At 68.0% G+C, this 15,464-nt stretch carries 15 protein-coding genes; 11 read left to right on the top strand and 4 right to left on the bottom strand.

Annotated elements, in window-relative coordinates; translation table 11 throughout:
• Nucleotides 1-70: 70 nt before the first annotated feature.
• From NOX35_RS01150 to NOX35_RS01125, 6 genes are all read left to right on the top strand, one after another.
• The gene (locus tag NOX35_RS01150; RefSeq protein ID WP_182285314.1) at nt 71-880 is read left to right on the top strand and encodes an enoyl-CoA hydratase/isomerase family protein; all 810 of its coding nucleotides are present in this window, start codon (nt 71-73) and stop codon (nt 878-880) included.
• Nucleotides 877-2,169 carry an acetyl-CoA hydrolase/transferase family protein gene (locus NOX35_RS01145; protein WP_256495454.1) on the top strand — a complete coding sequence of 431 codons (1,293 nt, stop codon included), beginning with the start codon at nt 877-879 and terminating at the stop codon, nt 2,167-2,169. Before NOX35_RS01150 ends, NOX35_RS01145 begins: the two co-directional genes overlap by 4 nt.
• Nucleotides 2,170-2,196: 27 nt before the next feature.
• Nucleotides 2,197-3,405, top strand: coding sequence for an acetyl-CoA C-acetyltransferase (locus tag NOX35_RS01140; protein WP_182285312.1), 1,209 nt, complete (start codon nt 2,197-2,199; stop codon nt 3,403-3,405).
• Nucleotides 3,402-3,659 carry a hypothetical protein gene (locus tag NOX35_RS01135; protein ID WP_256495453.1) on the top strand — a complete coding sequence of 86 codons (258 nt, stop codon included), beginning with the start codon at nt 3,402-3,404 and terminating at the stop codon, nt 3,657-3,659. The genes NOX35_RS01140 and NOX35_RS01135 overlap by 4 nt, the downstream gene beginning before the upstream one ends.
• A gap of 156 nt (nt 3,660-3,815) precedes the next feature.
• Nucleotides 3,816-4,832 carry a tripartite tricarboxylate transporter substrate binding protein gene (locus tag NOX35_RS01130; RefSeq protein ID WP_256495452.1) on the top strand — a complete coding sequence of 339 codons (1,017 nt, stop codon included), beginning with the start codon at nt 3,816-3,818 and terminating at the stop codon, nt 4,830-4,832.
• Nucleotides 4,833-4,944: 112 nt separating this feature from the next.
• Nucleotides 4,945-6,456, top strand: a complete 1,512-nt coding sequence (locus NOX35_RS01125; protein WP_256495451.1) for a class I adenylate-forming enzyme family protein — start codon at nt 4,945-4,947, stop codon at nt 6,454-6,456.
• Nucleotides 6,457-6,463: 7 nt separating this feature from the next.
• On the opposite strand, the gene NOX35_RS01120 is transcribed toward NOX35_RS01125, so the two are convergent.
• From NOX35_RS01120 to fmdA, 3 genes are all read right to left on the bottom strand, one after another.
• Nucleotides 6,464-7,480, bottom strand: coding sequence for a tripartite tricarboxylate transporter substrate binding protein (locus NOX35_RS01120; RefSeq protein WP_182285310.1), 1,017 nt, complete (start codon nt 7,478-7,480; stop codon nt 6,464-6,466).
• 147 nt (nt 7,481-7,627) lie between these two features.
• Nucleotides 7,628-7,975, bottom strand: coding sequence for a zinc ribbon domain-containing protein (locus NOX35_RS01115; RefSeq protein ID WP_182285309.1), 348 nt, complete (start codon nt 7,973-7,975; stop codon nt 7,628-7,630).
• Between the two features lie 17 nt (nt 7,976-7,992).
• Entirely contained in the window at nt 7,993-9,225 is a 1,233-nt protein-coding gene (fmdA, locus tag NOX35_RS01110) for a formamidase (protein ID WP_182285308.1), read from the bottom strand.
• A 366-nt stretch (nt 9,226-9,591) separates the two neighbouring features.
• Here fmdA and NOX35_RS01105 point away from each other — a divergent pair, with 366 nt between their 5' ends.
• The 4 genes from NOX35_RS01105 to NOX35_RS01090 all read left to right on the top strand — a co-directional run bounded on the left by NOX35_RS01105 (nt 9,592) and on the right by NOX35_RS01090 (nt 12,996).
• Nucleotides 9,592-9,981, top strand: a complete 390-nt coding sequence (locus tag NOX35_RS01105; protein WP_182287062.1) for a Zn-ribbon domain-containing OB-fold protein — start codon at nt 9,592-9,594, stop codon at nt 9,979-9,981.
• Nucleotides 9,978-11,195 carry a thiolase gene (locus NOX35_RS01100; RefSeq protein ID WP_256495449.1) on the top strand — a complete coding sequence of 406 codons (1,218 nt, stop codon included), beginning with the start codon at nt 9,978-9,980 and terminating at the stop codon, nt 11,193-11,195. Before NOX35_RS01105 ends, NOX35_RS01100 begins: the two co-directional genes overlap by 4 nt.
• 200 nt (nt 11,196-11,395) lie before the next feature.
• Nucleotides 11,396-12,556: an acyl-CoA dehydrogenase family protein gene (locus tag NOX35_RS01095; RefSeq protein WP_256495447.1), complete on the top strand. Its 1,161-nt coding sequence runs from the start codon at nt 11,396-11,398 to the stop codon at nt 12,554-12,556.
• Nucleotides 12,553-12,996 (top strand): PaaI family thioesterase, encoded by a 444-nt coding sequence (locus NOX35_RS01090; RefSeq protein ID WP_256495446.1) that lies wholly within the window; start codon nt 12,553-12,555, stop codon nt 12,994-12,996. Before NOX35_RS01095 ends, NOX35_RS01090 begins: the two co-directional genes overlap by 4 nt.
• Before the next feature lie 105 nt (nt 12,997-13,101).
• Here NOX35_RS01090 and NOX35_RS01085 read toward each other — a convergent pair whose 3' ends face one another.
• Nucleotides 13,102-14,025, bottom strand: a complete 924-nt coding sequence (locus NOX35_RS01085; protein ID WP_256495443.1) for a LysR substrate-binding domain-containing protein — start codon at nt 14,023-14,025, stop codon at nt 13,102-13,104.
• Nucleotides 14,026-14,173: 148 nt separating this feature from the next.
• Between NOX35_RS01085 and NOX35_RS01080 the strand changes: the two genes are divergently transcribed.
• Entirely contained in the window at nt 14,174-15,454 is a 1,281-nt protein-coding gene (locus NOX35_RS01080; RefSeq protein ID WP_256495442.1) for a CaiB/BaiF CoA-transferase family protein, read from the top strand.
• The last annotated feature ends 10 nt before the right edge of the window (nt 15,455-15,464 follow it).

The raw sequence follows: 15,464 nt of genomic DNA, 5'->3' as shown, positions 1-15,464 counted from the left end.
GTCACAGGTGTGCATAGGAGCAAGCAAGACATTCCAGCTTTTTCGAACCCAAGAATCAAACTTCGGCACCATGACTACATCCCCTGAAACCTCCCCCGTATTGACCTCCGTCCAGGACGGCATAGGCACGATCACGCTGAACCGCCCCGAGGCCCGCAACGCGCTCAACCAGGCCATGCGCCCGGCCCTGGCCGCCGCCGTGGCGCAGATGCGTGACGACACGCAGGTGCACACCGTCATCCTCACGGGCGCGGGCGGCGCCTTCTGCTCGGGCGGCGACATCCGCCAGATGATGGATGCCAGCCAGGCCGGCCTGCCCTGGCGCCAGCGCATGCGCAGCCTGCACCAGTGGTTTCCCGAGCTGGTCAACCTCGAAAAGCCCGTGATCGCCGCCGTGGACGGCCCGGCCTTCGGCGCGGGCCTGAGCCTGGCGCTGGCCGCCGACTTCGTGCTGTGCACGCGGCGCGCGAAGTTCTGCGCCGTGTTCGGCCGCATCGGCCTGGTGCCCGACCTGGGCGCCATGCACATGCTGCCGCGCATCGTGGGTCTGCAAAAGGCCAAGGAGCTGGTCTTCACCGCGCGCACCGTGCAGGCCGAGGAAGCCAGGTCGCTGGGCATGGTCTACGAGATCGTGAAAGACAGCGAAGCACTGCAGGCCGCTGCCGTGGCGCTGGCCCGCCGCTTTGGTCAGGCGTCCACGGCCGCCATCGGCATGGCCAAGACGGCCATGAACCAGGCTTTCGAGCTGGACGCACGCGCCATGGCCGAGCTGGAAGCCTATGCCCAGACGATGTGCCGTGGCTCCGACTACCACCAGGAGGCGGTGCAGCGCTTCAAGGACAAGCAGCCCACGCGCTTCGACTGGGACCGCGCGCCATGAGCGTGCTGCCGCCGGACGCACTGCAAGAAAGGCTGCAGGCCCTGATCCGCCCAGGCGACACGCTGTGGTGGGGCCAGGCCACGGCCGAGCCGCTGACGCTCACGCGCGCCGTAGTCGCGCAGCGCCAGGCACTGGCGCGGGGCGGCCGGCTGCGCGTCTTCGTGGGCATGGGCGCATCGGGCACGCTGCAACCGGCACATGCCGACGCCATCGACTTCTTCGGCTATGCGGCCGGCGGCCCGCACCGCGCACTGGCCCAGGCGGGCGTGCTGGACATCCTGCCCAGCCACTACTCCCACCTGCCCAGCCTGATCGACGATGGCCTGCTGCCTGCCGAAGTGGTGCTGCTGCAGCTGTCCCCGCCCGACGCACAGGGCCGCTACAGCCTGGGCCTGGTGCATGAATACCTGCCGGCCGCCATACGCAAGGCACGCGTGCTGATCGGCGAGGTCAACCCCGCCATTCCCTGGACGCATGGCAGCCTGCACCTGCAGGCCGGCGACTTCGCCCTGCTGGTCGATGCCGAACACCCTCCGCAGGGCCAGGCGCGCAGCGCGCCCGGCCCTGCCGAGCAGGCCATTGCCGGCCATGTGGCCGCCCTCATCGAAGACGGCGCCACGCTGCAGGTGGGCGTGGGCAACCTGCCCGAGGCCGTGCTCGCCGCCCTGCACGGCCACCGCGACCTGGGCCTGCACAGCGGCGCTGTGGGCGACGGCATTGCCGCCCTGGCCGAAGCCGGCGTGCTGACCCACGCGCACAAGAGCCAGGACCGCGGCGTGGGCATCGGCGGCATCCTCATGGGGGGCGAATCGCTCAGGCGCTGGGCACACCGCAACCCCGCACTGCAACTGCGCGAGACGCGCTACACGCACGACCCCGAGGTGCTGGCGGCCAGCCACCGGCTGGCCGCCATCAATTCGGCAGTGGAGGTGGACCTCACGGGCCAGATCAATTCCGAGGTGGCAGGCGGCGTCTACGTGGGCGCCGTGGGGGGCGCCGTGGACTTTCTGCGCGGCGCGGCACGCAGCCGCGGCGGCCTGCCCATCATCGCCCTGCCCGCCACTGCCAGGGGTGAGACCCGCATCGTCGTGCGGCTGTCCGGTCCCGTCAGTACGCCGCGCAGCGATGCCGGCCTCATCGTCACCGAACACGGCGTGGCCGACCTGCGCGGCCAGACGCTGTCGCGCCGCGTGAAACGGCTGATCGACATCGCGGCACCGGAGCACCGCGCCGACCTGGAACAACAGGCACATACCCTGCTGCGCCAATGCGGCGCAGCCTTTTCCTGATCCACTGATTCCCAAGGAGACAACACCATGCGCAGAGCCGCCATCGTCACCCCCCTTCGCACGCCCGTGGGCACCTTCGGCGGCAGCCTGCGGCCTGTATCGGTCGAGGAGCTGGCCGCCACCACAGTGCGCGCCGTGGTCGAGAAAAGCGGCATCGACCCCGCACGCATCGACGACGTGGTCTTCGCCCAGTCCTACGCCAGCAGCGAAACGCCCTGCGTGGGCCGCTGGGCCGCGCTGCAGGCCGGCCTGCCGGTAGAGGTGCCGGGCATGCAGCTGGACCGCCGCTGCGGCGGCGGCCTGCAGGCCGTGGTTACGGCGGCCATGATGGTGCAAAGCGGCGCCGCCGATGTGGTGATCGCGGGCGGCGTGGAGAGCATGAGCAACATCGAGTACTACAGCACCGACATGCGCTGGGGCGCGCGCTCGGGCAATGTGCGCTTCTATGACCGCCTGGACCGCGGCCGCGAGCGCTCCCAGCCCGTGGAGCGCTTCGGAAAGATCTCGGGAATGATCGAGACAGCCGAGAACCTGGCGCGCGACTACGGCATCAGCCGCGAGGCAGCCGACGCCTATGCCGTGCGCAGCCACCAGCGTGCGGCTGCAGCCTGGACCGCCGGCCGCTTCAACGATGAAATCGTGCCCGTATCCGTGCCCCAGCGCAAGGGCGAGCCTCTGCTGTTCAGCCAGGACGAGGGCTTCCGCGCCGCAACCACCATGGACAGCCTGGCCAAGCTGCGCGTGCTCATGCCCAATGGAACGGTCACGGCCGGCAACGCCAGCCAGCAGAATGACGCCAGCGCCGCCTGCCTGATCGTGGCCGAGGACAAGCTGGCCGAACTGGGCCTCACCCCCATGGCCGCCATGGTGGGCTGGGCCGCCGCAGGCTGCGAGCCCTCGCACATGGGCATAGGCCCCGTGCCCGCCGTCAAGAAACTGCTGGCGCGCCTGCACCTCACGCTGGACCAGATGGACCTGATCGAACTCAACGAAGCCTTTGCCTGCCAGGTGCTGTCCGTGCTCAAGGGCTGGGAGTGGAACGACCAGGACGCCATCGACCACAAGCTCAACGTCAACGGCTCCGGCATCTCCCTGGGCCACCCCATAGGCGCCACCGGCGTGCGCATTCTGGCCACGCTGCTGCATGAACTTGAACGGCGCAAAGGCCGCTATGGCCTGGAGACCATGTGCATAGGCGGCGGCCAGGGGATTGCGGCGGTGTTCGAGCGGGTGTGAGCTTCCCGCCTCAATCCGCACGCGCGCCCGAAGCCTTCACGCTTGGAGGTGACGGCCAACGCACGCTGGTGGCCGTGCTGGACCAGGTGGTGTTCTCCGGCCTGGGCAATGCCATGTACCTGGTGCGCATGCCCGACCGCCAGCCCACCATGGCAGCGCGCGCCTTCCAGCAGTTCCTGCGCGAGGCCATCGTCACCGCCGCCCCCAGCTGGCAGGCGGGCGCCGAAGAGGCGGGCGCGGACCTGTCTTCCTAGGATTGCCCTAACAGCCGGCAAACCCCGGCTTAGGCAAAAGCAGATTCCCAAGAAGCGCCGGCGTGCGCACCATTGCCTGCATGTCCGGCGCAGACCGGGCGCGCCGCCGTGCAGGCCACGGCAGCGCTTCATTCATTTTTTTCAGGAGACATGCACATGCCTGCCCAACACCGCCGCAAGGCCCTGGCCACCCTGGCCCATGCCCCGCTTCTGGCGTCCCTGGTGACCGCCCTAGCCACCCTGAGCGCCCTGACCGCCCTCCCCGCCGCCGCGCAGGACGCGCAGCCCGTGCGCCTGATCGTGGGCTACTCGGCCGGTGGCCCCGTGGACCAGGGCGCCCGCCTGCTCAGCGTGGCGCTGACCAAGGAGCTGGGCGCCTCGGTGGTGGTGGAGAACAAGCCCGGCGCCAACGCCACCATGGCCGGCAGCGAGGTCGTGCGCGCCAGGCCCGACGGCCTCACGCTGTGGTTCGCGGCCAGCCCCACCATCACCATCAGCCCCAACGTGATGAGCAAGATGTCCTTCGACCCGGTCCGTGACCTCACGCCCGTGGCGCCCGTGCTCAGCTACTACAACGTGCTGGTGGTCAACAACAACGAGCCCTACAAGACCACGGCCGAGCTCGTGGCCTATGCCAAGGCCCATCCGCAAAAGCTCAACTACGGCTCGGCCGGCGTGGGCGGCTCCAACCACCTGGGCGCGCTGCTGTTCGCGCGGCGCAGCGGCATCGAGATGAACCACATTCCCTACAAGGGCAACGCACCGGCCATGACCGACGTGATCGGCGGCCAGCTGAGCATGATGCTGGACATCATCAGCACCGCCAGCACCTACATCCAGGGCGGCAAGGTGCGCGCCGTGGCCGTGACTTCCCCGCAGCGCAATGCCTCGCTGCCCGATGTGCCCACCTTTGCCGAGTCCGGCATCGAAGGCCTCAAGGGCTTCGACGTGGGCGGCTGGTATGGCGTCTACGGCCCCAAGGGCATGTCGCCTGAACTCGTGGCCCGCCTGAACAAGTCCATCAACGCCGCCCTGGCCCAGCCGGAGCTGCGCAAGCGCCTCAAGGAACTGGGCTACGAAGAGTGGACCGGCGCCCCCCAGAAACTGGCCGAGCGCGGTGCAAAAGAACGCGCGATGTGGGCCACCGTCACGCAAGGAATTGTGGTGGACTGACACCCCCTGGGTCGCTTCGCGCCTTCCCCCTGACACCCTCGGTGCGGGGTGGCACTTCCTCGGTGTCTCCGAGTGGGGCCGCACCATTTGCAAAGGCCATGCCATGGCATCCATGAATCAACGAATACACCATCTGCTGGACCGCTGGCTGGCCGAAGCGCCGCAGCGTCCCTTCATCCACCTGCCCGACGGCAGCAGCCTGAGCTTTGCCGACCTGGGCGCGCTGGCGGACACGGCCGAGGCCGAGCTGCGTGCGCTGCAGGTGCGGCCCGGCGACCGCGTGCTGGTCGTGGCCGAGAACTGCCCCGAGCATGCGGCGCTGATCCTGGCCTGCAGCCGCGTGGGCGCCTGGTCCTGCGGCGTAAACGCACGCATGGCGCCCGGCGAGATCGATGCCTTTGCAGCCAAGGCCGATGCGCGCGTGGTGTATTTCACCTCGGCCGCATCGGACAGCGCCAGCGGCCACGCGCGGCGCTTTGGCGCAGGCGACTCGGCACTGGCCGGCATGCAGCACAGCCCCGTGCGCGCTGAGGCGGTGGCCGAATCCGGTGCGCTGCAGGACGAGGTGGCGGCGCTGATCTTCACCTCGGGCACCACGGGCACGCCCAAGGGCGTGATGGTGGGGCATGACGCGCTGACGCTGTTCGCGTGCGTCTCGGCCGCATCGCGCGGCCTGGGTCCGCAGGACCGCAGCTATGCCTTCGTGCCCATGACCCATATCTTCGGCCTGGGCACGGTGCTGCTGGCCTCGCTGCATGCAGGCGCGCAGATGGTGATGCGCCCGCAGTTCGACCCGGCCGACCTGCTGGACGCGCTGGCGCGCCACGGCATCTCGCAACTGCAGGGGCCGCCTGCGCTGTACGCGCGCCTGCTGGCCTATCTGCAGGAGCAGGGCATTGCACACCCGCAGGCGCCAGCGCTGCGCTATGTCTATACCGGCGCAGGACCGCTGGACCTGCCGCTCAAGAAACGCGTGGAGGCCGTCTTCGGCCAGGCGCTGCACCATGGCTACGGCCTGTCGGAATACGCAGGGTCGGTCCACCTCACGCGCCAGGGCGAGCAGCGGCCCGACACCAGCGCCGGCTACGTGGTGGAAGGCGCCGAGGTGCGCGCCGTGGACCCGGCCACGGGCCGCAGCCTGCCGGTGGGCGAGCGCGGCGAGCTGTGGATACGCGGGCGCGGCCTGATGCACGGCTACTTCCGCGATGACCAGGCCACGGCCGCCGTGATGCGCGAGGGCGGCTGGTACGCCAGCGGCGACCTGGGCGAGCTGCATGCCGACGGCGCGCTCTTCGTGGTGGGGCGGCTCAAGGAAATGATCATCCGCTCGGGCTTCAACGTGTATCCGGCCGAGGTGGAACTGGCGCTCAACGAGCTGCCCGGCGTGCAGCGCAGCGCCGTGGTCGGCCGCCCCGAAAACGATGGCAACGAGGAGGTCATCGCCTTCGTCGAGCTGCAGCCCGGCGCCACGCTGGACAACGCTGCCGCGCGTGCCCACCTGCGAGAACGGCTGGCGCCCTACAAGCTGCCCGCCCGCATCGTGCCCCTGGCTGAGCTGCCCACCAGCCCCAACGGCAAGGTGCTCAAGCGCCTGCTGCAGGAACAGGCGCTGCGCGTTTCCTGAGCGCCGCTCAGTCCGCCTGGATGCCGGCCACCTTGACCACCTGGGCCCATTTGCGCAGCTCGCTGCTCAGGCGCTCGCGCATCTGCTGCTGGGTGCCAGAGTCGGCCTCGGCGCCGGCCGTCAGCAGGCGCTCGCGGACGGCGGCATCGCGCAGCGCGGTGTTGAAGTCGGCATTGATGCGCGCCAGCACGGCGGGCGGCGTGCGGGCCGGCGCGAACAGGGCCGCCCAGGAATAGGCCTCGTACTCGGGCAGGCCCGACTCGGCGATGGTGGGCACCTCGGGCAGCATGGCCGAGCGCTGGCGGCTGGCCACGCCCAGCACCTTGATGCGGCCCGACTTGATGTGCTGCAGCGCGCTGGGCGCATCGGCAAACATCAGCTGCACCTGGCCGCCCAGCAGGTCGTTCATGGCCGGCGCGCTGCCCTTGTAGGGAATGTGCTGCAGCTTGATGCCTGCATGCATGTTGAACAGCTCGCCGGCCAGGTGCGTGCCGCCGCCATTGCCCGAGGAGCCGAAGCTCAGCCCGTTGCCGGACTTGGCCAGCGCGATCAGCTCGCGCACGCTGCGGGCGGGCACCGAGGGATGGGCCACCAGGAAGACCGGGAACATGGCGGCAAAGCTCACGGGCGCGAAGTCACGCTCTATGTCGTAGGTCATCTTCGGCTGCAGCGCCGGGTTCACCGCATGGTGGATGGAGCCCACGAACAGCGTGTAGCCGTCGGCAGGCTCCTTGGCTGCGAGGGCCGCGCCCACCATGCCGCCGGCGCCCGCGCGGTTGTCCACGATGCAGGGCTGCGGCCAGATCTCGCCCAGCTTCTGGGTGAAGGCGCGCGCCGTGGTGTCCACCGGGCCGCCGGGCGGAAAGGGCACGATGAAGCGCACGGGCCGCGTGGGCCAGGCATCGGCCGCATGGGCCACCCGGGCTGCGGGAAACAGGCTGCTGGCAGCCAGCGCGCCGCCGGCGGACAGCAGGCGGCGGCGCTGCGAGGAAAAGGAGGAAGACGGCAGGGAAGACGAGGGCATGGCGAAACTCCGGGCAACGGGCGGCGGCTTGCCGCGCGGCCCATTCTGGGCAAGCTGCCCTGCCCCGTGTTTCGCCAATGTGGAAGGCGCGCTTCCAGGGCTCCCAAGCGGTGGAAACCCTGGGGAAGCGGTCGACTCCCGTACAGCCTAGTGGCTGATCATCCAGGGCCGCCGCGAGGGCGCGGACTTTGCGCCGTTGGGCGCCGTCACCGTGGCGCTGCGCCGGCCCGATCCGCAGCAGCCGCAGCCTGCCGGGTGCCTGAGCCGCGCATAGTCATAGTCGCGCGAGCTGGCGGGCTCGTGGCGTGCGCGCTCGTTGGTGTCCATGGCGCGGCGCGTGCCGTCGGCCATCAGCGCCAGCCGGGGCGCAGCGGCCAGAACGCGTGCGGACGCCGTGCCGCAGCCCGGGCAGGCCGCCGGCTCGTCGCGCAGGCGCAGCGGCCGCAGGGCCTCGAAGCCGCCGCATTGCGCGCAGTCGTAGTCGTAGGTGGGCATGGGCGGGCTCCTTGGCGTCAGCGCAGGTCGGGGGACAGGGGCATGTCGATGCTGCCGTCGAACTGGACGACCGGCCCCGCCGCGTTGGGGTTGATGTCGAAGTCGAAGATGCCCGTGGGCAGCCACAGCGTGGCGCAGGAGTTGGGCACGTCCACCACGCCGCTGATATGGCCTTGCACAGGCGCCGTGCCCAGGATGGAATACGCCTGGGCGCCGCTGTAGCCGAACTTCTTCAGGTATTCGATGGCGTTCAGGCAGGCCTGGCGGTAGGCCACGTTGACATCCAGGTAGTGCTGTCTGCCGCTCTCGTCCACCGAGATGCCCTCGAAGATCAGGTAGTCGTCATAGCGCGGCGTGATGGGGCTGGGCTTGAAGATGGGGTTCCTGATGCCGTACCTGGCCATGCCGCCCTTGATGAGGCCGACCTTCATGTGCACCCAGCCGGCCATCTCGATGGCGCCGCAGAAGGTGATCTCGCCGTCGCCCTGGCTGAAGTGCAGGTCGCCCACGCTCAGGCCGGCCCCGTCCACATAGACCGGGAAGAACACCTTGGCGCCGCGCGAGAGGTCCTTGATGTCGCAGTTGCCGCCGTGCTCGCGCGGCGGCACGGTGCGTGCGCCTTCGGCTGCGGCCTTGTCGCGGGCCTCGCCGCGCATCTGGCCCATGTGGGCCGTGCCGGCCGACGGCGGGTTGGCCAGGCCGGGCACGCGCTCGGGATCGGTGGCGATCAGGGCGCGCTCGCGCTCGTTCCACATCTCCAGCATGGGCCGGTCAGGCAGGCAGCCGATGAGGCCGGGATGGATGAGGCCGGGGAAGTTCACGCCCGGGATATGGCGCGAGCTGGTGAACATGCCCTTGAAGTCCCAGATCGATTTCTGGGCCGAGGGGAAATGGTCGGTCAGGAAGCCGCCGCCATTGTTTTTGGAGAAAAAACCGTTGAAGCCCCAAAGGCTGTCGGGCTTGGCGCCGATGTCCAGCAGGTCCACCACCAGCAGGTCGCCGGGCTGGGCGCCCTTCACGCCCACGGGGCCGGACAGATAGTGCACCGTGGTCAGGTCGATGTCGCGCACATCGTCGGCGCTGTCGTTGTTCTTGATGAAGCCGCCGGTCCAGTCGTAGGTCTCCAGGATGAAGTCGTCGCCGGGCTGGACCCAGCAGGCCATGGGAATGTCCGGGTGCCACCGGTTGTGGACCCTTTCGTTGTCGGTGGGCGGGCGGTTCAGGTCAACCTTGATCAGCGTATCCGTCATGTGCAAAAGCCTCCTGGGTGGGTGGGGATCGACAGCGGAGAACGGGCCGGGGTGCGGCACGCCATTGCCGGCCTTCCTGTGGCGCCACGCCGTGCCAAAGCGGCAGCGCGCACTCGGTGCGCCGGCAGGCGGCGCAGGGCGGGTATGAAGAAAAGGCCGGGAATGCATAAACACCATAGCAGCCGTGCCTGCCGGCCCGCCTAGGCAGCAACCCTGGGTTGACAGCCGGACGCCGGCGCTGGTGAAGCCACCCTTCCAGATTGGCGAATTGAAGCGGCCCCGCGATGCGGGCATGCTGGCGGACAGCCGCTGCCCTGCATGCCGCCGGGCGCAGCGCCAAGAACACAAAGAATGGAAACACCGCCCATGCACCTGAGCGCACAGACCCACTACCAGGCCGAACTCGATGCCGGCCGATTCGCCATCCAGCAATGCACGGCCTGCCAGCAACATGTGTTCACCCCCCGAGAGCTGTGCCCGCACTGCGGCGCCAGCCCGCTGCGCTGGGTACGCCCCAGCGGCCAGGGCACGGTCTACTCCACCACCACCATCGCCCGCAAGCCCGAAGCCGGCGGTGACTACAACGTGGCGCTGATCGATCTGGATGAAGACGTGCGCATGATGAGCCGCATCGAGGGCATTGCACCCGAGCACGTGCTGATCGGCATGCGCGTCACTGCCCGGACGATCCAGCACAACGGCAAGGGGCTGGTCGTATTCCAACCCGCCGTCAATGCACCAGGAGAGGTCGCATGAGCGTTTCCCTGCCTTCATCCAGCCTGGACGCCGCAGCCGCGAATCGTGCCCTGCGCGGCAAAGTGGCCATTGCCGGCGCTGCCACCTATGGCTGCGGCGAAGCCCCCGGCATGGACGATATGACGCTGCTGGTACGTGCTGCCCACGCTGCCGTGGCCGATGCCGGCCTGAGCATGCAGGACATCGACGGCCTTGCCACCTGCAGCGTCACCGCCAGCATGTGGGCCATGCCGGTGATCGAACATCTGGGCATCAATCCCAGCTACATCGACGGCACCATGCTGGGCGGCAGCAGCTTCGTGGCCCATTTGCTGCCCGCCATGCGCGCGCTGGAAGCCGGCCAGTGCAAAGCTGTGCTGATCTGCTACGGCAGCGCCCAGCGCTCCGGTTCCGCAGGCCGCAAGGACATCGTGGCCGCGCGTCGTGCCATGGACCCCCAGCCTTATGAACACCCTTACGAGCCGCTGCTGCCAGCCTCGGCCTATGCGCTGGCCGCCCAGCGCCATATGCACCAGTACGGCACCACGCGCGAGCAGCTGGCCGAGGTGGCGGTAGCGGCCCGTGCCTGGGCTCAGCTCAACCCCGAAGCCTTTATGCGTGACCCGCTCACCATCGACGATGTGCTGAAGGCGCGCATGGTCTCCAGCCCCCTGGGCGTGCGCGACTGCTGTCTGGTCACCGACGGTGCCGGCGCCATCGTGCTCACCCGCGCGGACCGTGCCAAGGATCTGCCACAGCCCCCCGTCTACATCCTGGGCAATGCCACGGCCTGCTGGAACCGCCAGATCTCCTGCATGCCCGATCTGACCGTGACCTCGGCCACCCAATCCGGCCGGCAGGCCTTTGCCATGGCGAAGCTGACGCCAGCCGACATGGACATGGCCCAGCTGTATGACGCATTCACGATAAACACCCTCCTGTTCCTGGAAGACCTGGGCTTTTGCCGCAAGGGCGAGGGAGGTGCCTTTGTGCAAGGCGGCGCCATCGCCCCCGGCGGCCGTCTGGCCGTGAACACCAATGGCGGCGGCCTGTCCTGCGTCCACCCGGGCATGTATGGCGTGTTCCTGCTGATTGAGGCCGTGCGCCAGCTGCGCGGCCAGGCCGGCCTGCGGCAGCTGGCACGCCACCGCACGGCCGTGGTCCACGGCAACGGCGGCACGCTGTCAAGTCAGTCGACAGCAATCCTCGGCACTGCCGAGGCTCTCACCCCCTGAGTCGCTACGCGCCTTCCCCCTGTGGCACGGCGCCTCTCTACTCGCTTCGCGAGGGAGGGGGACGACACCCTCGGTGCGGGGCGGCGCGGCCGGCTTAGGCCCTTCCTCGGTGTCCCTGGCCCGAGCCACGCCGGTTTCATACGCCACAGACGGTGCGATGGGCGTAATGAACAACTCACAAGACAAGGAGATACACCGCAATGATCCGCGACCCAGAAACCCTCGAAGCCCTGCTGGACAGCGTGCGCCGCTTTGTGCGCGAGCGTCTGGTGCCTGCCGAAAACGAAGTGGCCGACACTGACGAAATCCCCGCCGCCATCGTGCAGGAGATGCGCGATCTGGGCCTCTTCGGTCTGACCATTCCCGAACGCTTCGGGGGTCTGGAGCTGAGCATGGAGGAAGAGGTCCGTGTGCTGCTGGAGCTGTGCCAGACTGCGCCGGCGTTTCGCTCCGTCATCGGCACCACCGTCGGCATTGGCTCACAAGGCATTCTGATGGATGGCACGCCCGAGCAGCAGGCGCAGTGGCTGCCCAGGCTTGCCACCGGCGAGGTGATTGCCTCGTTCGCACTGACCGAGCCAGAAGCCGGCTCTGACGCGGCATCGCTGCGCACCACAGCGATCAAGAACGGCGACCACTACATCGTCAACGGCACCAAGCGCTTCATCACCAATGCTCCGCACGCAGGCATGTTCACGCTGATGGCCCGCACCAACCCCGAGGACAAGAGCGCGGGTGGTGTGTCCTCCTTCATCGTCGACGCCAGGTCTGCGGGCATCAGCTTTGGCAGATACGACAAGAAGATGGGCCAGCGCGGCGCCCACACCTGCGATGTGATCTTTGACAACGTCAAGGTGCCTGCCGCCAATCTGATCGGCCTGCAGGAAGGCAAGGGTTTCAAGACCGCCATGAAGGTGCTTGAGAAAGGCCGCATCCACATTGCCGCCGTGGCCGTGGGCTGCGCCAGGCGCATTCTGCGCGATGCTCTGCAGTACGCGCTGGAGCGCAAGCAGTTCGGCCAGGCGATCTGCGACTTTCAGCTGGTGCAGGCCATGCTGGCCGACAGCCAGGCCGAGCTGTACGCGGCCGAGTGCATGACGATCGATGCGGCCCGCCGCCGTGACGACGGCAGCAATGTGTCGACCGAGGCCTCCTGCGCCAAGATGTTCGCCACCGAGATGTGCGGCCGCGTGGCCGACCGCGCGGTGCAGATCCTGGGAGGGTCTGGCTATATGTCCGAATACGGCATCGAGCGCTTCTACCGCGATGTGCGCCTGTTCCGGTTGTACGAGGGCACGACGCAGATTCAGCAGATCATCATTGCCCGCAACATGGTGCGCGAAGCCCGCGCCAACGCATGAGCATCCTCAACCCTCCGACCGCAATGCCCGCAGCATCCGGCCATGAGCGCAGCGCATTCATGCGCCTGCTGGGCGCCTGCCAGGTGGCCGATGCGCCCCCCGGCACGGTCCAGATACGACTGCCCGAGTTGCGCGAGGAACTGCTCAACCAGCTGCCTGCCGCCCACGGCGGCGTGCTGATGAGCCTGCTGGATTCGGTGATGTCGCGCGCTGCCAGCGCACTGCCAAAGGCGCCATCTCAGACCGCCGTGACGGTAGAGATGAGCAGCCGCTTTCACCGTCCCGGTCGCGGCGGCCTGCTGGCCGAGGGCTGGGTAGTGCAAGCCAGCCTCAGCCTGTGCAGCTGCGCCGCCAGGATCACCGACGCACAAGGCACGCTGGTGGCTACCGCCCAGGGCACGTTCAAGTACTGGAAGGCCCCCACCACACTGGAAAAGTGAGCACCCCCCGCTCATGGAATCATGGCTTTGGGCCTGCATCGCCTTGAAACCTTGAATCCACAAGCGCAGCACGCTCTGTTTTTATTTAGTAAGTGTTTGCGCTGCCTAGAGCAGCTCGCCGGTATCGGACTCTCCCGCAGCATCGATCACCAGCAGCTGCACCAGCTCCTTGGCAAAACTGGGCAGCGCATCCAGGCTGCGCATGCAGATCTGCATATCGCGTACCGACCAGGCATCCGACAGCGGCACGATGGCGATGTTCATGACTGCCGCATGGCGGCTGGCCGCCGACTCCGGCAGCACGCCCACGCCCACGCCGGACTCGATCATGCGGCAAGCCGTCTCGAAGTTGCCGACCTGGATGCGCTGCTTGATGGGCTTGTGCAGATGGTCCGAGGCCTGACGCAGAAAAGCATGGATGGCGCTGGACTCGTGCAGGCCCACATAGTCCAGATCCAGCGTGTCGGAAAACGCCAGCTGCATCACCCCATCCAGCGCATGCCCCCTGGGCACCACCAGCACCAGCCTGTCCTTGCGATAGGGCAGGGTTTCCAGGTTCTCGGTGCGCACCAGACCGGCCACGATGCCGATGTCGGTCTGCCCTTCGGTCACGGCGCGCACGATGTCGTGGGACAGACGCTCGCGCAGGTCCACATTCACATCCGGATTGCGGCCCAGAAACTCGCGCAATACCGGCGGCAGGAATTCGCTCAGCGAAGTGGTGTTGGCATACACGCGCAGATGGCCCTTGATGCCACGCACATACTCCTGCATGTCGCCGCGCAGGTGCTCGATCTGGCTGAGCACCATGCGCGCATGGGCCACAAACGCCTGGCCTGGCGGCGTCAGGGTCACGCCCTGGCTGGTGCGGTAGAGCAGCTTGGTGCCGATGCTGTCTTCCAGATTCGTGATGCGCGTGCTGGCCGCCGGCAGCGAAATGCACGAGAGTTCGGCGCCACGAGTCATGCTGTTGGCCTCCGCGATATGGGTCATCAAGCGCAGGTCTACGAGGTCAAAGTGCATGGACATGGCTGCATTGTATGAACGCAGCCAGTGATCGGCTGTCGCGGATTGGCGCGGCTGGCCCGGATAAACCCGGCTTCCACAAATGCGAAACACGCGACTGCCGGGCTTGCCTACGATGGCTGCCAGCCCTCTATCCGGACCCAATCTCTTCATGACCGCTGCTGCTGTTTCCTCCGCCACTGCCCGCACAGGTGCCCTGAGCCATCTGCGCGTGCTCGATCTCTCACGCGTGCTCGCCGGCCCCTGGTGCACACAGAATCTGGCCGACATGGGCGCCGACGTGATCAAGATCGAAAAGCCTGGCGAAGGCGACGACACGCGCCACTGGGGGCCGCCCTTTTTCCCCGATCAAGATGGCCGGCCCACAACCCAAGCCTGCTATTTCGCGGCCTGCAACCGCAACAAGCGATCGGTCACGGTCGACATGGCAACCCCGGAAGGCCAGGCCATCATCCGCGAGCTGGCCATGCAAAGCGACGTGCTGGTGGAGAACTTCAAGACCGGCGGCCTGCAGCGCTACGGCCTGGACTACGCCAGCCTCGCGGCCCTCAACCCCCGTCTGATCTACTGCTCCGTCACCGGCTTCGGCCACACCGGACCCTATGCGCCGCGCGCCGGCTACGACCTGCTGGTGCAGGCCATGAGCGGCCTCATGAGCATCACGGGCCGCGCCGACAGCGAGCCCGGCGGCGGCCCGCTGCGCGTGGGCGTGGCCGTGATCGATTTGTTCACCGGCATGTATGCCACCACGGCCATCCTGGGCGCCGTGGAGGCGCGCCACCACACGGGCCGGGGCCAGCATATCGATATGGCGCTGCTGGACGTGGCCATGGCAGTGCTGGCCAACCAGGGCACAGGTTTCCTGAACACCGGGAGCATTCCGGGCCGCCAGGGCAACACCCACCCCAGCGTGGTTCCTTATCAGGACTTTCCCACGGCCGACGGCAATATGCTGCTGGCGATAGGCAACGACGGCCAGTTCGCACGCTTTTGCGAAGCGGCCGGCGTGGCCTGGCACCAGGACGCGCGCTTCACCACGAACGCGGGCCGGGTCATTCACCGCGTGGAGATCGTGGCCATGATGTCCGAGCTGACCCTCAGCCGCAGCACGGCCGACTGGATCGCGTTGCTGGAAGCCAGAGCCGTGCCCTGCGGCCCCATCAACAACATCCGTCAGGCCTTTGAAGACCCCCATGTGCAGGCACGTGGCCTGCGCATCACGCAGCAGCGCTACCCGGATGGACCGCTGCCGCAGGGCGAGTGCATCAACCAGGTGGTCACCACGGCCAGCCCTCTGCGCCTGTCCGACACTCCGGCCACGCTGCGTTATGCGCCTCCAGCCATGGGCCAGCACACCGAGGAGGTGTTGCGTGAAAGACTGCAGCTCGACGCTGCGCAACTGCAGGCGCTGCGCGGCAGGGGGGTGCTGTAGAGCGGAAAAG

The organism is Comamonas sp. C11, assembly GCF_024496285.1.
GTDB classification, from domain to species: domain Bacteria; phylum Pseudomonadota; class Gammaproteobacteria; order Burkholderiales; family Burkholderiaceae_C; genus Comamonas; species Comamonas testosteroni_F.
This window is presented reverse-complemented; position numbering and strand designations above follow the sequence as displayed.